We start from the raw sequence: 23,322 nt of genomic DNA, 5'->3' as shown, positions 1-23,322 counted from the left end.
TTATGGACGAAAAACTCAAAAACGCTATTCAAGCAATCCGCAAAGGCTATGACGTAGACGAACTGACGTTCCGGGATGAGGTTTCGCTGATTCTCTCCCCGAATGATGTAGTGGAAATTTGCCGCCAATTACGCGACGATTTCGACTTCAATTTGTTATCAAGCCTGACGGCCGTTGATTACTGGCCCGCAAACGATCCCCGTTTCCATGTAGTTTATCAACTGTACTCTATCGAAAACAATATTACGCTCCGATTGCGCGTTTTGGTGCCGGGCGAGAATCCAAAAATCCCTACTATCGAAAAACTCTACCCAAATGCAAATTGGCACGAACGCGAACTCTGGGATATGTTTGGCATTCAAGTTGACGGGCACTCTGATCTGAGACGAATTCTCATGCCCGCCGACTGGGAAGGCCACCCGCTGAGGAAAGACTACCCCTTGGGATATGAAGAAGTTCAGTTCAGCTTCAATGCGGAAGAAATTGACAAGAAAAAACCCTACGTGAAGGAATAAGCGTAATACGGTTTCCGTATTTACGAAAATGAGGTTCCTATGGTGCAACTTCAAGAAGTTACTTTTGACGAACTCAAACATCTCGTCTCCGATCGAGCGCTAACGGGTGAAACCATGCTGCTCAATATGGGGCCGCAGCACCCCAGTACCCACGGCGTGCTGCGTTTGATGCTGGAACTTGACGGCGAAACGATTGTCAACTGTGTGCCCGATATTGGTTTCTTGCATACCGGTGTTGAAAAAAATATGGAAGCCAAGCGCTACGAACAGGCCGAGGTGATGACTGATCGTCTGGATTATCTCAATACCATCGGCAATAATCTGGCCTACTGTCTGGCGGTCGAAAAACTGGTCGAACTGGATGTGCCCCCGCGGGCGCAGGTGATCCGTGTGATTCTGGCGGAATTACAGCGCATCGCTTCACATCTGATCTGGCTGGGCACACAATCGCTCGACCTGGCGGCTATGTCGATGTTCTTGTATTGTTTCCGCGAGCGCGAAATTATTCTCGATATTTTCGAAAGTGTGTCGGGGCAACGCATGATGACCACCTACATCCGACCGGGTGGCTTATGGCGGGATGTATCCGGCGAGTTTGTGCAACTGGTGCAAGATTTTTTGGAATATTTTCCCAAACGCATCGAGCAATATGAAGGCCTGCTGACAAAAAACCCGCTCTTCATTGACCGCGTCAAAGGGATTGGCGTGATCTCTGCCGAAGAGGCGGTTGCCCGCGGATTTACAGGCCCATCGCTACGCGGCTCGGGGGTGGCCTACGACAACCGGAAAGTGCGCCCCTACTCTGGCTATGAAGAGTACGATTTCGAAGTCCCCACGGCTACCGGGGGTGATGTATTTGCCCGATACCGTGTGCGCATGGATGAGTTCTGGCAGTCGCTACGGATTATCGAACAGGGGCTGAAAAAGCTCAAAGAACTGGACGGCGCTCCGGTGCGCAGCAGCAACCACAAATTCGTCCCGCCCCCCCGCTCAGAGATTGGAACCAGCATGGAGGCTTTGATCCACCACTTTAAGCTGTGGACCGATGGATATAACGCTCCCAAAGGATATGTATATGTTCCGGTGGCATCCCCCCGCGGTGAGTTAGGAGTTTATCTCGAAAGTGATGGCAGCAACAAGCCCTATCGCATCCACTGGCGCACGCCATCCTTCATCCACTTGCAAGCGCTGCCCTTCCTGAGTAAGGGGCACTTAATTGCCGATCTGGTGGCAATTATCGGTAGCGTTGATATTGTCTTGGGAGATTCGGACCGGTGAACAAATTAGCAGACAAATACGCAGACGAAATACAGAAAATTCTGGCGAAATATCCTCCAGAAGAGAAACGCTCGGCGGTGATGACGCTGCTATACATGGCACAGCGTGAAGGCGGCTATGTTAGCAAGCAAGACATCCATGATATTGCTGAGATTGTAGAAATTACCCCTACCGAAGTTGCAACGCTGATTGGGTTTTACACGCTGTATCACGATAAACCAGCGGGTAAGATTCGCATTCAGGTTTGTAACGATCTGCCCTGCGCGTTACGCGGCGCCGATAAATTCCTAGAAGAGCTTTGTGATGCCCTGAATATCCAGCCTGGCGAAACCACGCCCGATGGGCTGGTTACCATTGAGCCGGTGATGTGCCTGGCGGCATGCGATAAAGCGCCTATGTTCCAGGCGCAAAGCCGTGAGGGATTGGAATATCACGAACATATGACCGTGGAAAGCACGATGGCCTTAATTGAAACCTGGAAGGAGGAGAAATAATGGCTGAACACGTACTCCTTCGACATCGCGACATCCCTGAGATCAACCAGCTGGATGTTTACAAGAAAAAAGGCGGCTTTGAAGCTTTCAAGAAAGTTGTCAAAGCGATGAAACCCGAAGAAGTCACTGAGATTGTCAAGGCTTCCGGGTTGCGCGGACGCGGCGGTGCGGGCTTCCCCACCGGGGTCAAGTGGACCTTCATGGATAACAAAAACTGGCCCCATTACGTCGTCGCTAATGCCGATGAATCGGAGCCGGGCACTTTTAAGGACCGCGAGATTATGGAAAGCAATCCCTTCCAGTTTTTGGAGGGTGTGGCAATTTCATCCTACGCGGTCGGGGCGAACGCCGCGTATGTGTATTGCCGCGGCGAGTTCTGGCAGGTGGCTCACTATCTCGATGAAAAAATCGCCGAGATGGAAGCTGCCGGTCTGTTAGGCGACAAGCTCTTCGGCACTGACTACAGCCTGCGGATTTACACCCATCTGGGTGCGGGGGCTTATATCTGCGGCGAAGAAACCGCGCTACTCGAATCGCTGGAAGGCAAGCGCGGCCAGCCGCGTTTGCGCCCGCCGTTCCCGCCCTCCTTTGGGTTGTATGGCAAGCCGACTGTGGTCAATAATGTAGAAACCCTCACCAACGTGCCGTCAATTATCACCAAAGGCGCTGATTGGTACAAATCGCTGGGCACCGAAGATACCGCCGGGGTGAAAATTTTCAGCCTTTCGGGGTGCGTCAATAAACCCGGCAACTACGAGTTACCCTTCGGGACAACATTCCGCGAGCTGATTTACGAACACGGCGGCGGAATCGCCAACGGCAACAAGATCAAGGCCATTATGGCAGCGGGTGCCTCCTCAGCAATGATCGTTGCCACCGACGAAGCCCTCGATACGCCCATGGATTACGCCTCGGTACGCACGCTCAAAGCCGATTTAGGCTCCGCCTCGGTGATTGTAATTGACGACAGTTTCAGCATTGACTGGGTACTCAACAAGACCATCCACTTCTTCAAACATGAATCGTGCGGCAAATGCACCCCCTGTCGTGAAGGCAACTACTGGATGAGCCATATTATCGAGCGCATTCATCACGGCGAAGGCAGCAGTTTTGATGTTGAATTGTTGACGAAGGTTGCCTACCAGATACAGAATAAATGCCTGTGCGCGCTAGGCGAGTTCTCCTTGCAGGCCGTCGTTTCGGGCGTTGAACGCTTCCCGCAGGATTTTGAAGCGAAGGTGAACCGATGACAAAAGAAATTACCCTAACCATAGACGGCCAGCAAGTCACTGTACCTGATGGCACCATCGTCGTAGACGCCGCCAAGAATGCCGGCATAGACATCCCGGTTTTCTGCTACCATCCCAAGATGGAACCGGTGGGCATGTGCCGCATGTGTCTGGTAGATATTGGCCGCCCGGTATTTGACCGTGCCACCGGCGAAGCCGTGCTCGAAGAAGACGGCAACCCCAAAATTCAATTTGGCTGGAAACTCGAAACCGCCTGCACCGTCCCCGTTTCGGAGGGTATGGTTGTGGACGGTCTGAGCGACAAAGTGCAGCAAGGCCGTGAAGACATCGTAGAATTCTTGCTGACTTCGCACCCGCTCGACTGCCCGATCTGCGACAAGGGCGGCGAGTGCCCGCTGCAAAATTTGACCATGGCTTACGGCTCCAGCGACAGCCGCTTCATCTTCGATGAGAAAATCCACGCCGCCAAAAATGTGGCCCTCGGCGACCTGATCTGGCTGGACCGCGAACGCTGCATTCAATGCGCCCGCTGCATCCGCTTCCAGGAAGAGATCGCCGACGACCCGGTGCTGGAATTCTTTAACCGCGGCCGCGCCACCGACATCATCACCAACTCAGAACCGGGTTTCGACTCCTACTGGTCGGGCAATACTACCGATATTTGTCCTGTCGGCGCGCTGACTACGGCGGATTTCCGCTTTGGCGCTCGCCCCTGGGAACTCAACCAGGCCGCTTCGCTATGCAGCCATTGCGCCGTGGGGTGCAACCTGACGTACAACACCCGCCGTGAAGCCAAATCCGGCGGCGATATTGTGATTAAACGGGCGATGCCGCGCCAGAACGAGCAGGTCAACGAATTATGGATCTGCGATAAAGGCCGCTTCGCCTATCATTATGTGGATAGCAGCGACCGCCTGACCCAGCCATTGATTCGCAAAAATGGGGAACTCACCCCTGCGAGCTGGGATGAAGCCCTGACGCTGGTCGCCGAGCAACTCAAAAACGCCGGGGGTGGATTGCTGACTCTGGCGGGTGGACGGCTGCCCAATGAGGACTTGTTCAATCTCAAGAAGCTCAGCGAAGGTCTGGGCGGCACGGCAGCCCTGCACAGCTATATGGCTGGCGGCGATCTGACGGCTCAGATGAGCATGTCGGAAACTGTAAACCTTTCCACGATCGGCGCGGGCGATGCGATTGTAGTCGTCGCCTGCGATCTGGAAGAAGAAGCGCCGGTGTGGTGGCTGCGTGTCAAGCAAGCGGCCAAACGCGGGGCTAAATTGACCGTCGTCAACCCCCGCCCCACCAAGACTGAACACCACGCTTCAGAAATTATCCGGTACACCTACGGCGAAGAAGTTGCTGCCATCAAGAAGGTTAGTCTGGCCGAAGCCGCGAAAGTGATTGTCTTCTTCGGCAGCGAGGGCCTCGGCCTGGAGGGTTCTGCCGCCGTGGCACAGGCCTGCGCAAAACTGGCTGCCAGCAAATCCGGTGCGCTGGTGGGTGTGTGGCCGCAGGCCAACACGCAAGGCGCCTGGGATATGGGCTTACGCCCCGGGGCAGACCTTTCAACCGCAAAGGCGCTCTATATTGCCGGCGCTGACCCCGTCGGCGATAATCCTGCCCTGGCTGAAACTGTCCAAAAGGTCGATTTCGTCGTCGTGCAGGAGTTGTTCCTCACCGAAACCGCCGCGCTGGCCGATGTGGTATTACCCGCACAGGCACAGCAAGAACGCGAGGGCACTTATACTTCGGGCGAGCGGCGTGTACAACGCTTCTATCCCGTAGTCAGCAGCAAGGGCGAGAGCAAGGCCGATTTCGACATCGCTGCGCAAATTGGCGCAAAAGCCGGTGTGGAACTCAAAGGACGCTTCCCGTCGCTGGTCTTCCCGCAAATTTGCGCTGAAGTAGCCGGTTATGCTGGCCTGAGCTACGCCAAATTGGCCGAAGTCACTGAACAGTGGCCGATCGTCAGCCGTGGCGATTTGTTCTACGGCGGCACATCCTACGAGAATAAGCTGGGCCTGGGTGTGCAATTGACTCCCCTGGGAGAAGATAAAGCCCCCACCGCGGCAGCCCCCACCGCAGTAATTCCGCGAGCCGCCTCCGTTCGCCCCGCTCACGACGGGGTCGTCGCTGTGCCAATCACGCGGCTCTACGATCAGGGCAAACTCGTCGGCACATCCAAGGTATTGCACCCCCGTCTGGCACAGCCGTTTGTTTTGGTCAATCCTGAAGATTCACAAAAACTCAAATCGACCGACGGCATGGCTGTCAGCCTGAGTGTGAATGGCAGCCTAGCAGTCGATGTTGTGGTTCAAGAAGACGAAAGCGTGCCGCAAGGTTTCGCTCTCGTGCCGCGCAGTATGGGAATTCCAATTGAGCAGCCCAGCGAATTCACGTTTGGGATTGCTGAATCTGCCGTAGCATAAACTGAGGTATCACATGGATCAAGCATTAATTATTGAATGGGTAATCAAAGCCGTCATTTTGCTGCTGTTTGGGGTGACTGGTTTTGCTTATCTCACACTGTATGAACGCCGGGCGTTGGCGCGCATTCAGGTGCGCATTGGCCCGAACCGCGCTGGTCCCTGGGGGCTGCTGCAACCGGTCGCCGACGGCGTCAAGTTGATATTCAATCAGGAACTTATCCCTGCGAAGGCTGACAAAGTGTTGTTCATCCTGGCGCCAATCATTACGGTGCTTCCGGCGCTGATTATCTGGGCGGTAATTCCCTGGGGGCGGCAGGTTGTCATCGGCGGAAGGGAAATCAATCTTTATCTGGCCGATGTCAGCGTTGGAGTGCTGTATCTAACAGCCGTGACGTCGATTGCCGTATACGGGGTTGTGATTGCCGGATGGTCGTCGAATAACAAATATGCCCTGCTGGGCGGCTTGCGCGCCTCGGCGCAGATGGTCAGCTACGAGTTGGCCCTGGGCCTGTCACTGATTGGCCCCATTTTGTTGGCGGGTTCAATGAGTCTGGTGGATATTGTGGAAGCGCAGAAAGGAATCTGGTTTGCACTGCCGCAATTCCTGGCTTTTATCATCTTTTTGCTGGCCGGGCTGGCTGAAATCAATCGTGCGCCGTTCGATATGCCCGAAGCCGAGCAGGAATTGGTCGCCGGGTATCACTCGGAATATTCCGGTATGAAGTTCGCGCTATTCTTCATGGCCGAATATATCAAGATGATCGCCATCGCCGCGATTGCCGCGACGCTCTTTTTGGGCGGCTATCGCCTGCCCTTTATCGACATTCCCGCAGCCTTTGAACCATTGGTTCTGTTTATCAAGATTCTGATTTTGCTCTTTGGCATGATCTGGGTGCGGGCCACTTTGCCCCGCTTCCGATACGACCGTCTGATGGCGTTCGGCTGGAAAGTTTTGCTCCCCCTGTCTTTGGCAAATGTATTTTTCACTGCCGTTATATTGGTACTCAAAGGGTAGTTAACAAAGATAAGTCCCCAGCGCCCGTCATCCTTCGGATGTGCGTTGCAGCACTGGGGTGGCGAGCGGTTGAACGGATTAGATCCGCTCGCACAAAAGGAGATCACACATGGCGTTCCCAGAACGAGCACGTGTTCAAGAAATATTCAAAGGAATGTGGATTACATTCGCATCCATGTTCGAAAAACCGGTGACCATCCAGTACCCGGAGGTCAAACGGCCTGTTAAGGCGCGCTTCCGCGGCAGGCACGTTCTCAACCGTTATGAGAATGGCCTGGAAAAGTGCATCGGTTGTTCGCTGTGCGCCGCGGCGTGCCCGGCAGATGCCATCTTCGTTGAAGCCGCCGAAAATACCGACGACGTCCGTTTTTCGCCGGGTGAGCGCTATGCCAGTACCTACGAAATCAATATGTTGCGCTGTATCTACTGCGGGTATTGCGAAGACGCCTGCCCCACCGAGGCAGTCACGCTGGAAGACAACTACGAACTTTCGTTTATCAGCCGGGCCGAAGCCATATACACGAAAGAACGCCTCCTGGTAGCCGTGCCCGAAAACGGGAAAGCGACCCCGCAAGATGTAGAACCCGGGATGTTCACCCGTTCAATTCCACTGATGGCAAACCCCACGGATTAGGTGAATTATGAATAATACAGACTTAATCTTATTTCTCTTTCTCGCAATTATCTCCATCGCCGCCGCGCTGGGGATGCTCTTTAGCCGCAACGCCGTCTATTCGGCGCTTTACCTCATCGTCAATTTTGTCACGGTGGCGCTCTTCTACCTGATTCTGGGTGGCGCGTTCATTGCTGTAAGCCAGGTGGCGGTATATGCCGGGGCGATTATGGTGCTTTTTCTCTTTGTGATTATGCTCCTGGGCGCCGAAGAACTGGGACAAAGCCAAACGCTGGGCTGGCAACGTCCGCTGGCAATCGTGCTAGGGGTGGGGCTGATTGCTGAAATTCTCTCTGTGGTGCTTACCCAGACAGGCGTGATCGCCTCGGCCAGTTCGCTGCCCGAGGGGTTTGGCAGCCCGGCGTCCATCGGCAAGATACTCTTTACCCAATATCTGCTGCCCTTCGAAGTCACTTCGGTGCTGTTGCTGGTAGCGATGGTTGGCGCGATTGTACTCACCCAGCGAAACAAAAAGGACGCCTGATCGAACGGCGATAAAGGAGAAGAATATGCTCCCAGTTTCTTACTATATTGCACTTTCCGCCATTTTATTTACGATTGGCGCTTTGGGCGTTCTCATCCGCCGCAACGCCATCATTATCTTTATGTCCGTCGAATTGATGCTCAATGCCGCTAACTTGGCCTTTGTGGCCTTTGCCCGCAGCTACGAATCGCTCAGCGGGCAGGTATTCGTGTTTTTCATCATGACAGTCGCCGCCGCAGAAGTTGCGGTGGGGTTAGCGCTGATCGTTGCCATCTTCCGCTCAAAGCACAATATTGATGTGGATCAGATGAGCAGTCTTAAAGGTTAATGGAGAAGATTATGCTCCTAAGTGAAGTCGCAACAAGCGGACCGAGTTTCTTCTACCTCGCGCCCTGGCTGGTTTTCTTTCCAGCCATTGGGCTGCTGATTAATATCATGTTCGGTGGCCGATTCGGAGAAAAACTGATCGGCGGCGTGGCCGCCACAGCCTCCGGGTTGACCTTTGTGGTTGCGGTGCTGCTGGCGCTTTCGCTGCGCGCCCACCCCGAAGGCACAACTATTCTCCTCGCTGAGTGGATCTCGATTGCTGAATTGAACATCGATTGGGCCTTCCGCGTCGATACACTTTCAGTCACTATGATGATGGTGGTCGGCGGCGTTGGCACGCTGATCCATATCTATGCCATCGGCTACATGCACGAAGATGTGCGCTTCAAGAACGACCCCGGTCGTTACCGCCGCTTCTTCGTCTTCTTCAACCTGTTCATCGCCGCCATGATGATTTTGGTCAGTGGCGATAACTACTTAATGCTCTTCGTCGGTTGGGAGGGCGTGGGCCTGTGTTCGTACCTGCTGATCGGTTTCTGGTACGACAAAGACCTGCTCGGACGCCCCAGCCACGAAAACGCAACCGCCGGGAAGAAGGCCTTCGTTACCAATCGCGTTGGCGACTTTGGCTTCTTAATCGCCGGTTTTATCATGTTCTGGGCTTTCAAGAGCGTACAATTCGATCAGGTTTTCGAATACGCTCATCATGTTGCCGAACATAATCCTGGCGTTATTCTGGCGATTACACTCTTCATGCTGCTGGGTGTGGCCGGCAAATCGGCGCAGATTCCGCTCTTCGTGTGGCTGCCCGATGCCATGGCTGGCCCTACCCCTGTCTCGGCGCTGATCCATGCGGCGACGATGGTGACGGCGGGCGTTTATCTGGTGGCGCGTTCAGCCCCCTTATTCTCGCTGGTACCCCAGGCGCAAAATACAGTTGCCTTGGTGGGCGGCATCACAGCTTTATTTGCTGCCACAATTGCCGTTGGGCAATATGACATCAAGAAAGTGCTGGCCTACTCCACCATCAGCCAGTTGGGCTTCATGGTAGCAGCTGTTGGCATGGGCGCCTTTGTAGCGGGCATGTTCCACCTGATTACACACGCTTTCTTCAAGGCATTGCTCTTCCTCTCCGCCGGATCAGTGATTTTGGGCGTTGAGCGCGGGCATCACCACGCTGCTCACGGGCACGACGATCACGACGACCACGGCCATACCGACCATCACGAGGAAGAAGTCTTCGATCCCGGTGATATGCGTAATATGGGCGGTATGCGAAAAACTATGCCGGTGACGTTCTGGCTATATATGATCGGCACCATTGCCCTGGCAGGTATCCCCCCCTTCGCGGGGTTCTTCTCGAAAGATGAGATTTTGGCCGAAGCCAATACGCTCAATTTCCCGGTGTATATTTTGCTGGCAATTGCGGCTTTCTTCACTGCTTTTTACATGGGACGCCAAATCTGGCTGGTTTTCTTCGGGAAAGCCCGCCACGAGGCCGCCAAACACGCCGAGGAAAGCCCGCTGATTATGACCGTTCCCCTGATGATTTTGGCGGCTCTCTCCATTTTAGGTGGGGCGCTGAATTTCCCCGGGGTGAGTACGCTCACGCATTGGATTGAACACACCTACGAGACATTTCACCTGCATCTGCATCACGGTGAATTTAACCCCACTGTGGCAATCACCTCCACGGTGCTGGGGCTGCTTGCCATCTTTCTTTCGTGGCTGCTCTACGGGCGCAAGCCCATCGTCGAGGGACAAACCGACCCACTCAAACGCATGTTCGGCCCCATCTTCGTCGGCATGGAAAACAAATGGTGGATCGACGAACTTTATTGGGCTGTAATTCTCAATCCCTATATCGCTTTAGCACGCTTCCTGGCCGATACGATTGACTGGAAATTCTGGCACGACTGGTTCCACGATTCGGTGATTGCCAGCGGGTTCAGGACCATCGCCCGCGTATTTGCCGAACCGATTGATCTGGGCTTTATCGATGCAATTGCCAACGGCCTGGCACAAGGCACACAAATGCTCTCTGGCAGCCTGCGCCGCTTACAAACTGGTTATGTCCGCAACTACGCCTTATCGGTATTCGTTGGTGTAGTCGTTATCTTGGGTTATCTCATCTTACGATAACCGTTGAACGTTTGGTACGTTCCAACGTCTGAACGGAGGATTTTTGAATATGGAATATCTTTTGCACCCTCTCACATTGGTCACATTCTTCCCCTTACTGGGCGTGCTGGTTTTGCTGTTCCTCAAGCCGGAGCAACATAATGCCCACCGCTGGACAGCCCTGGTCGCTTCGCTGATTAATTTTGGCATCTCGATCGTGTTGCTGGCGCAGTTCATTGGCTACGAAAGTATTCAGCCCGGACAACTCCAACTGGCAATCAATATCCCCTGGATTCAGGTTGCCGGATGGAATATCAGCTACGCCATGGGCGTTGATGGCCTGAGCATTCTTCTGGTGCTGCTGACCACTTTCCTGACCCCGATTTCGATCCTTTCCACCTGGAATGCCGTCGAGACGAAAGTCAAAGATTTTATGATTTTCTTCTTGATGCTGGAAGTTGGCATGACGGGCGTTTTCCTGGCGCAGGATTTATTCCTGTTCTACGTGTTCTGGGAATTCACCCTGGTGCCGATGTACTTCCTGATTGGTATCTGGGGCGGGCCTGAACGCATGTATGCCGCGGTCAAGTTCTTCCTGTACACGATGGCGGGTTCCTTGCTGATGCTGCTGGCGATTCTGTGGCTGGGCATCTACCAGGGCACCTTCTCGGTTCCGGAGCTGATCGCCCAAGGCGGCATCCCGGCGGATATTCAGATGTGGCTCTTCCTGGCATTCGCCGCGGCTTTTGCCATTAAAGTGCCCATGTGGCCGCTACACTCATGGCTTCCCGATGCCCACGTTCAGGCGCCCACCGCTGGCTCGGTCATCCTTGCCGGTGTTCTGCTAAAAATGGGCACTTACGGTTTTATCCGCTTCAATATTCCGCTCTTCCCGGCGGCGGCGGTCAAAGCCGCTCCCTGGATGGCGTTATTGGCAGTGATCGGTATCATCTATGGCGCGGCCGTATCGTACTATCAGCGTGATATTAAGAAACTGGTCGCTTACTCATCGGTCAGCCACCTGGGTTTTGTCATGCTGGGCCTTTTCGCCCTCAACCCCCAGGGTATTCAGGGCGGCATCCTGCAAATGATCAACCACGGTCTCAGCACGGGCGCTTTGTTCCTTTTGGTGGGTATGATTTACGAGCAGACCCATACCCGCGACTTTGAAGTCTACGGCGGCTTGTGGAAGTTGATGCCCATTTACGGCACCCTGACCCTGATTGTGGCGCTCTCCTCGATGGGCTTGCCCGGCCTGAACGGTTTCGTTGGCGAATTCACCATCTTACTCGGCGCGTTTGGCTCCGAGGCCATCGGTTCCCCCTGGTACGCAGGTCTCTCGGCAATCGGTGTCATCCTGGCAGCGGTCTACATGCTTTACTTCTTCCAAAAAATCTTCCTCGGACCTGAAGGCTCGATTGTCGAAGAAGTCAAGAAGCACGGCCACGCCCTGCGCGATCTGAATGCTCGCGAGATCATTACCCTGCTGCCAATCCTGGTACTGATCTTCTGGATCGGCCTGTATCCCAAGCCGTTCTTTGTACTGATGGCCCCAACGGTCGATAAATTGGTCGCCGCCGTGCAAGCCGCGGCCGGGGCAATGCACTAACTATCCACGGAGACCGTAAAGTTTTACGAGTTTTGGTAAAACCTTTCGGGTCTGAATGAGAGATTCTATGACAAGCACTGATTTACTCTCCATCCTTCCGATCATCACTCTGGTTGCCTGGGCCAGCATCTTGCTGCTTGTGGATGCCTTCAACAGCAAAAATAAGTGGCTCACCCCGCTGCTGGCCGCGATGGGCTTTGCCGTCGCTCTGGGCCTATCGATTAACCAAACAAATAATTCATACACCGGCTTCAATAATATGGTCGCCGTTGACGGCTTCAGCGCCTACTTGAATGTGCTCTTCGCCTTCAGCGGGCTGGCAGCGATTGCCCTGGCGTATGATTACAATAAACGCATGAACCTGGCCCGCGGTGAGTATTATATTTTGCTGATGTTTTCTGTTAGCGGGATGATGCTCATGGCCGCGGCAACCGATTTGATTGTGGTTTTCCTGGCCCTGGAGTTGCTCTCAATTCCGCTCTACATTTTGGCTGGATTCGCCCGCCCCAAGCTGGATTCTGAAGAGGCGGCGCTGAAGTATTTCCTGCTGGGCGCCTTTGCGGGTGGGTTCGTGGTCTATGGGGTGGCGCTTGCCTTTGGGGCAACCGGCTCCACCGCTCTGATCGACATAGTCGCCGCCATCAACGCCGGAACCGCCGATATGACTTTGCTGCTCTTTGGCGCGGCGTTAATCTTGGTAGGCTTCGGCTTCAAGGTTGCCGCGGTTCCCTTCCAGATGTGGACGCCCGATGTCTACCAGGGTTCGCCGACCGCCGTCACGGCCTTCATGGCTGTGGGTGCAAAAGCGGCTGGTTTTGCTGCCCTGCTGCGTCTATTTGTGGCTGCGTTACCAACCCTGTATGATGACCTGTTCCCCATCATGTGGATGCTGGCCGCGTTGACGATGATCTTCGGCAATCTGGTTGCGATTTCACAAAGCAATATCAAGCGCATGTTGGCATACTCCAGCATTGCCCATGCCGGTTATATCTTCATGGCATTGGTCACTTTTGGGCAAAGTGCCATCGCTCCCGATGCAGTTGCCGCCGCTCTCTTCTATCTGGTAGCCTATGCAATAACGAACTTCGGCGCCTGGGCAATCGTGATTGCCCTTGAAAAAGCCGAGGGCAAAGGTCTCGAACTGGAAGATTACGCCGGGTTGGGATCGAAATATCCTGCGTTGGCAGCCGCCATGTTGGTCTTTATGCTCTCGTTTACTGGTGTGCCCCCCACGCTCGGTTTTATGGGCAAATTTTATCTCTTCCGCGCCGTGATCAACGGCGGGTTCTACTGGCTGGCAATTATCGGCGTGCTGACCTCGCTGATCTCAGCGTATTACTACTTGCGTGTGTTGGTCATCATGTACATGCGCGAGGGCGAACCATCTGTCGAAAGCAGCAACTTACTCAACCTGACCACGGGTTTGACAGCCGTAGCCACAGTGGTGCTAAGCATTATCTCTGTACCACTCTTCCGATGGGCTAGCCAGGCAGTGTTGCAGTTATTCTAAACAACGCGCTACGAATCAAAAACTCGGAGATTCTAAATAATCTCCGAGTTTTTGATTCGTACGATATTAGACCTGTTCCGGAATAAAACTGATTGCTCAGGCTCACGTCTTCGCAATCAATGTTTCGCAAAAAAGGGTGTGCGCGGGATGCCAAGAAGATAGTTATTTGGGAACAACGCCAATGATCATCGCTTTTGAGTAACTAACTTCCAATTCGCGGGTTATATTTTGCGTCACACTTCAACCACACCAAGGAAAAGGAGTTTATTATGGACTTTGTTCTCTTTATCATCATTGGTGCTGTCGCGGGTTGGGCAGCCGGGAAAATTTTCAAAGGCGATGGCTTTGGGCTGATCGGCAATATCGTTGTCGGCGTGATCGGCGCACTGTTGGGCGGTTGGGCTTTGGGGCTGGTTGGCATTAGCTTCGGAGGTCTGATTGGCTCACTGGTGACTGCTATCATCGGTGCCTTGCTTCTACTCTGGATCGTGAGTATTCTCAAAAAATAGTGCAATCGTCAAATAAAAATAGCCAGATCGCAATACGGTCTGGCTATTTTTATTTGGTAATAATCTCCGCCAGTAACTCACGATAAAAAGCGTAGTTCTCATAAGGAATATATTCCCGCACGCGGCCATCCATCAATGGAATGAAATTCCCTTGCGCCAATAGGGGGGGAACAACCCGCTCAACTTCACGCCGGATAGCAATCTGATCTAGCATCAGCACATCCGTATCCAATCCACCGATCAGGCGCAGGTCAGGCCCGAATTCCTGTCGAATATCAAGATAGTCCATCTCTCTCTCGTCGGTTTCACAAGCCCACAGACAGTTAAAACCGCAATCTACCGCGGCGGGCAATAAAGCCCGTGTATTGGCATAGGTGCGCAAGATCACCGTTTCGATCCCGTGGCGGGCAATCACATCCAACGCAGGGCGATAACTTGGCAAAACATAATCGGCATACATGTGCGGGGAAATTAACGGCCCATGATTGCCACCAATCGGCTCGCTAAAAATGACGGCATCCACCGATGAATGATCCAAAAAACGCGCCGTTATTTCGGCCACAAAGTCGCCCTGAAGTTTCATCATGGCGCGCACAAAATCAGGCTGATCGGTACACAAATTCATCAAATCGTAGAAACGTTCCCATTTGTACACCCCCATATTCAAGAAAAACCCCTCGTTCACGCGCAATAACAACGGATATGTACGCTGCTCCCAAGCCGGATTAATCGGCGGCAACCGATGCGGATCATCGGGGTTGAGGTGGCGGCGATAGTCTTCCAGATCGGCCAATGAGGCAGGCCACTGTTCGGGTTCAGGATCAGGTTCCACTTCCAGAACGATTTCTTCCCGCTCATCGAACAGGAAGCGCTTGGGAATGTCATCCGGCGCGGTTAAACCGGGTTGTCCCCAGGCAGCAAACACTTCCGGGCGCATTCCCTCACCAAATAGCGGAACACGGTCCGGGGGGAAATCAATACCGAAGGCTCCAAGAAATCGCTGACGACTATTCATGATCCGTTTCCTTCCGTTCAGATAACTGTCATCTTGGTATTAACTTGCCATCATACGCGTTTTTTCTACACATTCGTAAGGCCCTAATAACGTGAGCAAATCACCCGATTCCAGACGGGTATCGCCATGCGGCACAATCAGTTGCCCATCTCTGCGCACTGCCAGCACCATCAGGTCTTCGGGGAAATCGAGGTCGCGTAAAGGTTGATCCAGGAAATTATTGTTGTGGACTAAAACTTCGCAAACTTCGCGGTCATCATCGGTACGGGTGAGTAATTCATATAGGCTGGGATTCCTTGTCAGGAGCGTTAGCAGCATGGCCTGATCGGTGGCAGCGTTCATAGGGGTGACGCCCAATTTCTCGAAACGGGCCATCTCCCCAGGTGCGGTAACTCGTGTGACGATATGTTCAATTCCATACGTGGCGCGCGCGAATTCGCAGACACGATAATTTTTCTCCACGTCGCTGTGCAAACATACCAGACGATCGGCCTTGTTGAAATAGTCTTCGGAGGCGGGATTATAAGCATCTACGCACGCCTCCACCGCTTCAAAACCACGCCGCCGGGCGCGTTCGATACGCTCTTGGTCATCATCTATAACGACAACGAGATCACCGTGCGCGCGGATTTGTTCGGCAACTTGCATCCCCAAAACGCCTGCTCCCACAACAATTGTGGGACGGCGCTCACCTGGAGTTTTTTCAGGAACCAGGCGGGAAAAGATCAGCGGAGCGATTGTCACCGTGATAATGGCAACCAGAATAATGGCCGCATTCACCGAATCGGTAATGACGCCCAGGCGCAGGCCAATCGCTGAGGCGGCAATGATTAATGACAAACGCGCCGAGAGCAGGGAACCTGCCCCGAAGGTCTCGCGCCAGCTAAAATTAAATCTGAACACCAGCGCCGGAAACAGTTTCACCGCCACCGCTGCGGCAAATAATATCGGCAGCAAAAGCAACGCCTGGGGGGAATCCAGCAGGGCATTCAAGTTAAAATCCACCCCCACCATGATGAAGAAAATCGGGATGAAGAAACCAAACCCAAAGGATTCAAGTTGATGCTTCGTTTCAGCATCTTCGGGGGTTGTCAGCAGCGAAACAATTGCGCCAGCTAAAAATGCACCCAAAATAATCTCGGTTCCCAAGCCTTCTGCCAGAGCCACAAAGATCAGCATCATAGTAAAGGCGGCGCGGATTTTGATTTGCGCCGTGGCATGGCTGAGTTCTTCCATTAGACGCCGCACGCCCGGAATGCGATTGAAGAACAGCATTCCGAATTGGTACATCAAGAAGAAGGCTACAAATAAAACCCCGATGAGCAATATATCCAGCGTGAGACCGTGCGATAGGGCGGCAACGACCACGGTAATCAACAGCATCGTGGCGAAATCGGCGATTAATGCCGCCACAAGTAAAGATTGCCCATAACGCCCGCTGCTCAGGCCGCGCTCCTTGAGTACCGGCACAACTACCCCCAACGAAGTCGTAGAAAGAATCAATGCAATCATCCACGGATTGGTAACCAGGCCTGCCTTCACCAGCGCAAATCCAATCAACGTTGAAAACACTAATGTAAGTACAAAGCTGAGTGAACCTAACCCCAATGGGCCAATGGGATGCTTTTTCCCTTTTTCACGACTACTGCTAACACCGACGATACTCTTAAAATCAATCTCCATCCCCGAAAGGAACATGAGAAAAACAAAACCCAATTCGGCCAGCAAATCCAACACAGCATCGTGATGTGCTACCCACCCCAGGCCAGAGCGTCCCACAATGATGCCCACCAAAATCTCGCCAACCACAATCGGTAAACGGATTTTTTTGAAGCGCGACAAAGCGATTGGCGTAATAAACGCCAGGAATACAACAATCAATAAAGGGTAAAAAGAAAGTGTTTCTTCCATAAGTTTCCCATCCAGGCCCTCACCCCTCTCCCTGAATTGGAAGAGGGGTGAGGGTCGTCAAAACAGAACACAAATTATTTTCACTACATTACGCCGCAGTTTCACCATACAGCTTGCGATGCACAATGCTCAAGGCGCGCACCTGATCGACCGCATGGTACGAAGAACGTACCAACGGCGCGCTTTCGACCCACTGAAAACCAATCTCTTCGCCAAACAGCTTGAGTTCAACAAATTCTTCGGGGGTGTAATAGCGCTCGATGGGTAGATGTTTACGGCTGGGCTGTAAATACTGCCCGATGGTGAGAATATCAACCCCCCAGGCGCGCAAATCGCGCATCACCGCTTTGACCTCATCCATCGTTTCGCCCAACCCCAGCATAATGCCCGATTTGGTCAGCACTTCGGGGTCCAGGCGTTTGGCATTGCGCAGCGTAGCTTCGGCCCAGGCATAATTATCTTGCGGTTGCACCCCCTTGAACAGGCGCGGCACGGTTTCCACATTATGATTCAAAATCTCGGGGCGGGCGGCCATCACAATTCGGAGCGCCTCAAGGCTGCCCTTAAAATCCGGGATTAGCACCTCAATCGAGCAGCCCGGCTGTAGCTGGCGGATGCGCCGGATGAGCATGGCAAAAATCGGCGCGCCGCCGTCGCGGCGGTCATCGCGGTTGACGCTGGTGATTACGGCATGTTTGAGTTTCATTTTGGCGACAGCTTGGGCAATCCGCTCCGGCTCGTTCCAATCCAGAAATGATGGCTTGCCGTGTTTAATATCGCAAAATCCACATGTGCGCGTGCAAACATCGCCCAGCATCAAAAATGTAGCTGTTCCGGCTCCCCAGCACTCGCCCAAATTGGGGCACATCGCTTCTTCACAAACCGTATGCAACTCTTTCGAGCGCATCAACTGCTGGATTTCTTCATAGGTCTCCCCCATTGGGGCGCGCACCCGAATCCACGGCGGGCGGCGCTTGGGAGTAGTATCGATTTCTTCAGGTTTCACCCGGTCACGGGTTGGGGTAACAGGCATAGTTTCTCCTTGAAAACAACAATACCCCCTATTCTACTCTGCCCGATAGAATTTCACAAATTAGAACAATATATGAAATATGGAGTAGGGAGTAGGGAGTAGGAAAAACTACCCTATTCCTTACTCCCTTAGTTTTTCCACCTGAAGGCGATTCCCGCTCACCGACAGGATTTTCACGCGTGCCCCGGCGGGGATGGCCTTGTTGTGAGCCGACTCTGCACTCCAAAGCTCGCCCTCCACCCGCACCACACCAGAACCGAACGGCGGGATCGGTTCTTTGACAAAACCTGCTTTCTCCAGCAAAATCTGATTGCCCATGCGCACCGGGGCTTTCTGGGCACGCAGTGCAAACGCCAGAATAACCACAAATGTTCCCCCGGTTATCAGCGAACTGACCACCACCAACGGCACCGAAACGCGCTGGAATTCAGGCGTAGAGGGCGAGTTGAACAACATCAGCGCGCCCGCAATTAACGAACCCACCCCGGCAGCAGTCAGCGCGCCGTGTGTGGGGGCTTTTATATCTAATATGAACAACACAAAAGCCACCGCCAAGAAGATCAGCCCAAACCAGTTGACCGGCAGCACCCCCAACCCGTAGGCCGCCAACGCGATACTAACCACGCCGATAAATCCAGCCACCCACCCGCCGGGGCTGGATAGTTCTATGAGAATCGCCTGAACGCCAATCGTCAGAAATATAAAGACGATATTAGGATTGGTGAGTACTAACAAAAGTTGCTCAATCAGCGAGAGTTGTAAATCCGAAATCTCGGCGTTGGCGGTATGTAACACTTGTTCCCCAGCCATTGTCATAATCTGAAAGCCATCCAACTGGCTGAGCAGGTCGTGAATATCTTCGGCGACAAAATCAATCAACCCGATCGCCAGGGCTTCATTTGCCGAAACTGCGCGTGCGTCTTCGATGGTGGCTTCAGCCAGGGCAACCGCCTCGGGGCCGCGGCCTTCGGCCAGCGAACGCACCTGCGCTTTGAGAATTTCCTTAACTTTGGCTTCCATGGTTTCGCCAATATCTTCACCCTGCGCCCCCACCGGGCTGGCTGCGCCAATGGCTGTTTCCGGGGCCATCGCTGCGGCATGCCCAGCCAGCGTAATCACTGTTCCGGCGCTGCCCGCAATCGCTCCGCGCGGCGCAACAAAAACCACCACAGGAATCGAACTCCCACGAATGCTTTCAACCATATCGGTCATGGTGTCTACGCTGCCGCCAGGGGTGTTGAGTTGAAGAATAAGCGCTTCGGCCTGACGCTGCTCGGCGATACGAATACCACGCGCCAGGTACTCAGCCATCGCCGGGGAAATCGCGCCATCGGCAGTCAGCACCAGCACCTGAGGGAGTTCACTCTGAGCCAATACATGACTCGAAAACAGCAAACTCAATCCGATGAGCAATAACACCATACTAATGGGCGCCGGATGTCGTAAACACAGGGATTTAGGTGGGGAAAAATGATCGTTCATAGTTGGGGGGCGTGCCAGGCAGTAAGATCTCCAAAGTCTTATGATAGTCTTTCAGGACGAGCATAGCCGTGGTAAGACCTCGGAGGTCTGTAAGTCCAGTTTATGTATTTTTCGCCGCGGCGTGTTCAATCCAGGGGGCGACGTTGGGCGTGCGCCCGATAGCGGCGCGAAAAATTGTCTGAAGCTCTTCGAGGGGCGTGGCAGCAAGCTGATGGAAACTCATCACGCCCGCATCCATCAGAATTTGGGCATATTTTGGCCCAATACCGTTGATCTGCGTGAGATCGTCAGAAATCGGCGCAGGAGCATGGATTTTCTTGCGGCGCGGCGGCGGGGGGGGTATATTTTCATCGGGGAACAGAATCAACTGCGAGGTCGGTTTGCCTGGCTCCGCCCGGGGTTGCTCTTTCAGCCACCACCACAGCAGCCAACCGATCAGCGCGCCTAACTCCAGCCCCAACCACATCCACAGCCATTTTTTTCGACGAGCGCCAAAGGGGAGTCGTGTTCTCATTATTTTTTCTCCTTTATCATCACAATGCCCTGATAAGCTGCCGGTATCTGACTAATGAAGATTAATCCTAAAAGAACCAGATACCCGAGCCAAATTTTCTGTATTTTTGCATCCAACTGCGTTTGTATTTGCGACAGGCTTTGATGCAGCTGCTGGACACTGGCAGCTAACGCGTCTACCTGTGGATACAATTCATCCACCTGCTGATTGATGAGATAGAGATCATCGGCCAATGCGGATAGGTCGTCGCGCAAAGTTAGTAGATTAACACTGGTGTTTCCGAAATCATCTTCCAGGCCGCGCAATTCGCCGGGGATGTCTTCAAGATTGCTGCTAAGGGACTCCAGGGCAATATCAAGGGGGACGTCAGGAGCGTAGTCAATTCCCAGCCCCAGGGTCAAATCTGCCCCAAAGGGGTTAGGAACCGTGAATTGAAACGCCGACAAGAAGATCAGGGTTTCATCCACCGCGGCCGCGGTTTCAATTACGCCGGGCATGGAGGCTTGCACGCCATCGAGGGCAATGGGAATATCTTGCGTGATGACCTGGGCCGCGTCATCCACCAGCGGGCGCGTATCTGTAAGCGTCAGGCTGAGGTCTACGGTGGTCTGATGCACGGTATCGAGAGAATTTTGCACGGTGAGCAACACATCACCAGTCACCTCAATCATCGCGTTCAACGCAGTCAGATTTCCGTCGGCTAACTCCAGACTATCTTGTAAACGGATTTGAACATCCCGCAGCACCTGATCCCCATAAAAGCCAGCCACAATAGTCAACCCAGCCCAGATAATACTGAACAACAGGCGCATCCCCCCCATCAAGCGGAATATAAATGTATTCGACATGCCCTTACTTTACATCAAAGTATTTGATTGTGCAACTCATTCAATGAAACTTGACCGCCGCTGCGCCTCAAGGTAAAATCGGTGCGCAATCCTGAAAGACATTGGGGTAGTATGCGGGCGTCGCCAAGTGGTAAGGCATCAGCCTTCCAAGCTGACATTCGCCGGTTCGAATCCGGTCGCCCGCTCTTGGGCCCATAGCTCAGTGGCAGAGCGGACGGCTCATAACCGTTTGGTCGTTGGTTCGATCCCAACTGGGCCCATTAAAAAGCTCCTTTTCAGGAGCTTTTTATTCGTACACATTATGACACATGATAAACGTCCCACCGTTTGGTCTTCAGAACAGGGAGATTTGCGCAAGCAAAGCCCAAAACATTCTGCACAGACTTCATTGCCGCCCCAACAGCAGACGGCTTATCTACATCGCGAGTCGAAAGGCCGCGGCGGGAAAACAGTCACGCTGGTGAAAAATCTGATGCTTTCTGAAAAAGATCTGAAGGCGTTGGCAAAAAAGTTAAAACAGGCGTGCGGCACAGGGGGGACGATCAAAGCAGGCGTGATTGAAATTCAGGGCGAACACCGCCAAAAAATTTCAGACGCGTTAAAAAAACTGGGATATAAGGTCAAAATTTCCGGGGGATAAAGCCACTGGATTCATCGAACTACAAAATTCCAGTTTTTTTACGGAGGCAACCATGCCAATCTTTGAATTTATTTGTGGAGAGTGCCGTCATTTTTTTGAAGAGCTTGTGCGTAGCGCTGGTTCAGTCAATAGTATCACCTGCCCAAGCTGCCAAAGCGCTCAGGTGAAAAAGCAATTTTCTACTTTCGCATCCAAACCTGGGGGAAGTGATTCTTTTGCAGCGAGTTCTACTCCTGCACCAGCCGCTTCATGTAACATAGGCGGTCTTTGAGGTATATAGCTCTGTCAACCGTGAGTTGACATAAATACAAAAAGCGCGGGCTTTCAGCCGGTGCTTTTTTGTTTCAGCCAGGCCGGAAGGGGTTTTGCATCCGGCTGCTTTCCATAGAAAATATCATCCAACCAAAGCGCGGCGCAACGAAAAGCGCCCGAACGCTGGATGCCCCAGCGCACAAGGTTATGCGCCCAATTATCAGGATGAGAATACGGACACACAGCCATACAGCGCCCACAATCTGTCCCAATCACATTCCAATAGCGAAAACATGTATCCGGGTTAATTTTCCAACGCAGCACGCCATCGTCTGCCTGGCGGTCATTAACTGGAATCGAGCGACTGGGGCAGTTCACAGCGCATTTTTTGCAAATTGAGCAAAAATCGATCATAGCGGCATTCGGCTCACGCGTATCGGGGATTAATTCCAGATTGGTGGTCACTACACCCAAACGGACGCGGGGGCCTTGTTTGGGAGTCATCAGCAGACTCATGCGGCCAATCTCACCCAAATTAGCGTCGCGCGCTACCAGCGGCGCAATCACGCGGTAATTGCCGTCAATATGCGCCCGTGCGGCATACCCCATTGCGCGGATGGCCTGCGCCAACTGCACCGCTACACGCGCCGCTTCGACATATTGACGCCCCGATTCCATCACAATGGGCAGATGCGGAGCCGCGGCAACCATCTCAGAATCCATCTCGACGGTAAAGGCCAGCGCATACGCATGTTCGAGCGGAATTGGAGCGCCATATTCGCCAGTGCCGCGCCCGGTGTGCGAATAAACGTGATAAGGCTGCAAGGCAGTGATACCAACATCCAGCGCGCCAAAATAACGTGCCAGCCCTTTGATATAAGCTGCCATCTGCTGCGGAGGATGCTCGACGCGTTCAGTGGAGACCGGACCATCCACAGCATCACGCAGCGCATGTGTGAGGAAGAAACTCCCATCGGGTGAAGCATTATGCAGCGGATCGAAATATTTCGCTTGCGAAGAGAGCAGTCCCGGCAAGGCGCGCGTGCGTTCGTCCCCTTGTTGATGTTCAGGATGAGCCTGATAGTAGGCTGTGTACGCCGGTGTGTCGGGCTGCAAACGAGCGCGGGCAAACATGATTTCGCGCTCGTCGACGCGCCGCGAGGGGGTATCCTCACCCACTTCGCGGATTCCCACCGGGATGAAGAATAGAATAACCAGAATCGCCCCCGAGAAGAGCACAACCCCAACAAAGGCACGCCTCACAAAATCTGGCGAAGCCGCAGCTCCCAAGAAAATTCCACCCCCAATCAGCGCAATCCCCAAAGCTATCTTCATCGCCCGTCGCGCTCCCTCCTGTAGAGAAAGCCACGCAAAGGCGCCAAATCCACCTACGACCAGAAATGCGCAGATTAA

Annotated in this window: 22 protein-coding genes and 2 tRNA genes; 17 read left to right on the top strand and 7 right to left on the bottom strand. The window is 53.4% G+C overall.

From position 1 onward, the window contains the following. Positions 1-2: 2 nt before the first annotated feature. The 13 genes from HN413_10895 to HN413_10835 all read left to right on the top strand — a co-directional run bounded on the left by HN413_10895 (position 3) and on the right by HN413_10835 (position 14,214). Positions 3-515 (top strand): NADH-quinone oxidoreductase subunit C, encoded by a 513-nt coding sequence (locus tag HN413_10895; protein ID MBT3390904.1) that lies wholly within the window; start codon positions 3-5, stop codon positions 513-515. 39 nt (positions 516-554) lie between these two features. Continuing rightward, positions 555-1,793: an NADH dehydrogenase (quinone) subunit D gene (gene nuoD / locus HN413_10890; GenBank protein MBT3390903.1), complete on the top strand. Its 1,239-nt coding sequence runs from the start codon at positions 555-557 to the stop codon at positions 1,791-1,793. Next, the gene (locus HN413_10885; GenBank protein ID MBT3390902.1) at positions 1,790-2,287 is read left to right on the top strand and encodes an NAD(P)H-dependent oxidoreductase subunit E; all 498 of its coding nucleotides are present in this window, start codon (positions 1,790-1,792) and stop codon (positions 2,285-2,287) included. The genes nuoD and HN413_10885 overlap by 4 nt, the downstream gene beginning before the upstream one ends. Continuing rightward, positions 2,287-3,537 (top strand): NADH-quinone oxidoreductase subunit NuoF, encoded by a 1,251-nt coding sequence (gene nuoF, locus HN413_10880; GenBank protein MBT3390901.1) that lies wholly within the window; start codon positions 2,287-2,289, stop codon positions 3,535-3,537. Before HN413_10885 ends, nuoF begins: the two co-directional genes overlap by 1 nt. After that, positions 3,534-5,966 carry an NADH-quinone oxidoreductase subunit NuoG gene (gene nuoG, locus HN413_10875; protein MBT3390900.1) on the top strand — a complete coding sequence of 811 codons (2,433 nt, stop codon included), beginning with the start codon at positions 3,534-3,536 and terminating at the stop codon, positions 5,964-5,966. The genes nuoF and nuoG overlap by 4 nt, the downstream gene beginning before the upstream one ends. 13 nt (positions 5,967-5,979) lie before the next feature. Further along, positions 5,980-6,981: an NADH-quinone oxidoreductase subunit NuoH gene (nuoH, locus tag HN413_10870; GenBank protein MBT3390899.1), complete on the top strand. Its 1,002-nt coding sequence runs from the start codon at positions 5,980-5,982 to the stop codon at positions 6,979-6,981. A 109-nt stretch (positions 6,982-7,090) separates the two neighbouring features. Continuing rightward, complete coding sequence (gene nuoI, locus HN413_10865; protein ID MBT3390898.1) at positions 7,091-7,615, top strand: NADH-quinone oxidoreductase subunit NuoI; 525 nt, start codon at positions 7,091-7,093, stop codon at positions 7,613-7,615. 7 nt (positions 7,616-7,622) lie between these two features. Further along, a complete protein-coding gene (locus HN413_10860; GenBank protein ID MBT3390897.1) occupies positions 7,623-8,138 on the top strand; it encodes an NADH-quinone oxidoreductase subunit J in 516 nt (171 codons plus the stop codon). 25 nt (positions 8,139-8,163) lie between these two features. Next, complete coding sequence (nuoK, locus tag HN413_10855; GenBank protein ID MBT3390896.1) at positions 8,164-8,466, top strand: NADH-quinone oxidoreductase subunit NuoK; 303 nt, start codon at positions 8,164-8,166, stop codon at positions 8,464-8,466. 11 nt (positions 8,467-8,477) lie between these two features. Then, complete coding sequence (locus HN413_10850) at positions 8,478-10,607, top strand: NADH-quinone oxidoreductase subunit L (protein ID MBT3390895.1); 2,130 nt, start codon at positions 8,478-8,480, stop codon at positions 10,605-10,607. A gap of 49 nt (positions 10,608-10,656) precedes the next feature. Beyond that, the gene (locus HN413_10845; GenBank protein ID MBT3390894.1) at positions 10,657-12,195 is read left to right on the top strand and encodes an NADH-quinone oxidoreductase subunit M; all 1,539 of its coding nucleotides are present in this window, start codon (positions 10,657-10,659) and stop codon (positions 12,193-12,195) included. Between the two features lie 55 nt (positions 12,196-12,250). Next, positions 12,251-13,705 carry an NADH-quinone oxidoreductase subunit N gene (locus HN413_10840; GenBank protein MBT3390893.1) on the top strand — a complete coding sequence of 485 codons (1,455 nt, stop codon included), beginning with the start codon at positions 12,251-12,253 and terminating at the stop codon, positions 13,703-13,705. Between the two features lie 269 nt (positions 13,706-13,974). Beyond that, positions 13,975-14,214 carry a GlsB/YeaQ/YmgE family stress response membrane protein gene (locus HN413_10835; protein MBT3390892.1) on the top strand — a complete coding sequence of 80 codons (240 nt, stop codon included), beginning with the start codon at positions 13,975-13,977 and terminating at the stop codon, positions 14,212-14,214. Positions 14,215-14,263: 49 nt separating this feature from the next. Here HN413_10835 and HN413_10830 read toward each other — a convergent pair whose 3' ends face one another. The 6 genes from HN413_10830 to HN413_10805 all read right to left on the bottom strand — a co-directional run bounded on the left by HN413_10830 (position 14,264) and on the right by HN413_10805 (position 21,017). After that, positions 14,264-15,229 (bottom strand): hypothetical protein, encoded by a 966-nt coding sequence (locus HN413_10830; protein ID MBT3390891.1) that lies wholly within the window; start codon positions 15,227-15,229, stop codon positions 14,264-14,266. Positions 15,230-15,268: 39 nt separating this feature from the next. Further along, positions 15,269-17,140 (bottom strand): hypothetical protein, encoded by a 1,872-nt coding sequence (locus HN413_10825; GenBank protein ID MBT3390890.1) that lies wholly within the window; start codon positions 17,138-17,140, stop codon positions 15,269-15,271. Between the two features lie 88 nt (positions 17,141-17,228). After that, positions 17,229-18,173, bottom strand: a complete 945-nt coding sequence (gene lipA / locus HN413_10820; protein MBT3390889.1) for a lipoyl synthase — start codon at positions 18,171-18,173, stop codon at positions 17,229-17,231. A 120-nt stretch (positions 18,174-18,293) separates the two neighbouring features. Further along, complete coding sequence (locus HN413_10815) at positions 18,294-19,595, bottom strand: nodulation protein NfeD (GenBank protein MBT3390888.1); 1,302 nt, start codon at positions 19,593-19,595, stop codon at positions 18,294-18,296. Between the two features lie 160 nt (positions 19,596-19,755). After that, complete coding sequence (locus HN413_10810; GenBank protein MBT3390887.1) at positions 19,756-20,169, bottom strand: DUF4332 domain-containing protein; 414 nt, start codon at positions 20,167-20,169, stop codon at positions 19,756-19,758. Beyond that, positions 20,169-21,017: a hypothetical protein gene (locus HN413_10805; GenBank protein ID MBT3390886.1), complete on the bottom strand. Its 849-nt coding sequence runs from the start codon at positions 21,015-21,017 to the stop codon at positions 20,169-20,171. Before HN413_10805 ends, HN413_10810 begins: the two co-directional genes overlap by 1 nt. A 113-nt stretch (positions 21,018-21,130) precedes the next feature. On the opposite strand from HN413_10805, the gene HN413_10800 reads away from it, so the two are divergent. The 4 genes from HN413_10800 (at position 21,131) to HN413_10785 (ending at position 21,928) form a co-directional block, all read left to right on the top strand. Continuing rightward, positions 21,131-21,202 (top strand) — tRNA-Gly (locus tag HN413_10800). A 3-nt stretch (positions 21,203-21,205) separates the two neighbouring features. Continuing rightward, positions 21,206-21,277: transfer RNA gene (locus tag HN413_10795), tRNA-Ile, on the top strand. A gap of 41 nt (positions 21,278-21,318) precedes the next feature. Further along, positions 21,319-21,657: a stress response translation initiation inhibitor YciH gene (locus HN413_10790; protein MBT3390885.1), complete on the top strand. Its 339-nt coding sequence runs from the start codon at positions 21,319-21,321 to the stop codon at positions 21,655-21,657. Between the two features lie 52 nt (positions 21,658-21,709). After that, positions 21,710-21,928, top strand: coding sequence for a zinc ribbon domain-containing protein (locus tag HN413_10785; protein MBT3390884.1), 219 nt, complete (start codon positions 21,710-21,712; stop codon positions 21,926-21,928). 53 nt (positions 21,929-21,981) lie between these two features. On the opposite strand, the gene HN413_10780 is transcribed toward HN413_10785, so the two are convergent. Further along, the gene (locus tag HN413_10780; protein MBT3390883.1) at positions 21,982-23,244 is read right to left on the bottom strand and encodes a 4Fe-4S dicluster domain-containing protein; all 1,263 of its coding nucleotides are present in this window, start codon (positions 23,242-23,244) and stop codon (positions 21,982-21,984) included. Between the last annotated feature and the right edge of the window lie 78 nt (positions 23,245-23,322).

It is taken from the genome of Chloroflexota bacterium (assembly GCA_018648225.1).
In the GTDB taxonomy this organism is placed as follows: domain Bacteria; phylum Chloroflexota; class Anaerolineae; order Anaerolineales; family UBA11858; genus NIOZ-UU35.
Note: the sequence above shows the minus strand (reverse complement) of the source record. Positions and strands in the feature narration are given on the sequence as shown.

Excerpts from the sequence above, each read along its gene's own strand:
- HN413_10895 (MBT3390904.1), top strand. The coding sequence starts at position 3 with ATGGACGAAAAACTCAAAAACGCTATTCAAGCAATCCGCAAAGGCTAT.
- nuoD (MBT3390903.1), top strand. The coding sequence starts at position 555 with ATGGTGCAACTTCAAGAAGTTACTTTTGACGAACTCAAACATCTCGTC.
- nuoF (MBT3390901.1), top strand. The coding sequence starts at position 2,287 with ATGGCTGAACACGTACTCCTTCGACATCGCGACATCCCTGAGATCAAC.
- nuoG (MBT3390900.1), top strand. The coding sequence starts at position 3,534 with ATGACAAAAGAAATTACCCTAACCATAGACGGCCAGCAAGTCACTGTA.
- nuoH (MBT3390899.1), top strand. The coding sequence starts at position 5,980 with ATGGATCAAGCATTAATTATTGAATGGGTAATCAAAGCCGTCATTTTG.
- nuoI (MBT3390898.1), top strand. The coding sequence starts at position 7,091 with ATGGCGTTCCCAGAACGAGCACGTGTTCAAGAAATATTCAAAGGAATG.
- HN413_10860 (MBT3390897.1), top strand. The coding sequence starts at position 7,623 with ATGAATAATACAGACTTAATCTTATTTCTCTTTCTCGCAATTATCTCC.
- nuoK (MBT3390896.1), top strand. The coding sequence starts at position 8,164 with ATGCTCCCAGTTTCTTACTATATTGCACTTTCCGCCATTTTATTTACG.
- HN413_10850 (MBT3390895.1), top strand. The coding sequence starts at position 8,478 with ATGCTCCTAAGTGAAGTCGCAACAAGCGGACCGAGTTTCTTCTACCTC.
- HN413_10845 (MBT3390894.1), top strand. The coding sequence starts at position 10,657 with ATGGAATATCTTTTGCACCCTCTCACATTGGTCACATTCTTCCCCTTA.
- HN413_10840 (MBT3390893.1), top strand. The coding sequence starts at position 12,251 with ATGAGAGATTCTATGACAAGCACTGATTTACTCTCCATCCTTCCGATC.
- HN413_10835 (MBT3390892.1), top strand. The coding sequence starts at position 13,975 with ATGGACTTTGTTCTCTTTATCATCATTGGTGCTGTCGCGGGTTGGGCA.
- HN413_10830 (MBT3390891.1), bottom strand. The coding sequence starts at position 15,229 with ATGAATAGTCGTCAGCGATTTCTTGGAGCCTTCGGTATTGATTTCCCC.
- HN413_10825 (MBT3390890.1), bottom strand. The coding sequence starts at position 17,140 with ATGGAAGAAACACTTTCTTTTTACCCTTTATTGATTGTTGTATTCCTG.
- lipA (MBT3390889.1), bottom strand. The coding sequence starts at position 18,173 with ATGCCTGTTACCCCAACCCGTGACCGGGTGAAACCTGAAGAAATCGAT.
- HN413_10815 (MBT3390888.1), bottom strand. The coding sequence starts at position 19,595 with ATGGTGTTATTGCTCATCGGATTGAGTTTGCTGTTTTCGAGTCATGTA.
- HN413_10810 (MBT3390887.1), bottom strand. The coding sequence starts at position 20,169 with ATGAGAACACGACTCCCCTTTGGCGCTCGTCGAAAAAAATGGCTGTGG.
- HN413_10805 (MBT3390886.1), bottom strand. The coding sequence starts at position 21,017 with ATGTCGAATACATTTATATTCCGCTTGATGGGGGGGATGCGCCTGTTG.
- HN413_10790 (MBT3390885.1), top strand. The coding sequence starts at position 21,319 with ATGACACATGATAAACGTCCCACCGTTTGGTCTTCAGAACAGGGAGAT.
- HN413_10785 (MBT3390884.1), top strand. The coding sequence starts at position 21,710 with ATGCCAATCTTTGAATTTATTTGTGGAGAGTGCCGTCATTTTTTTGAA.
- HN413_10780 (MBT3390883.1), bottom strand. The coding sequence starts at position 23,244 with ATGAAGATAGCTTTGGGGATTGCGCTGATTGGGGGTGGAATTTTCTTG.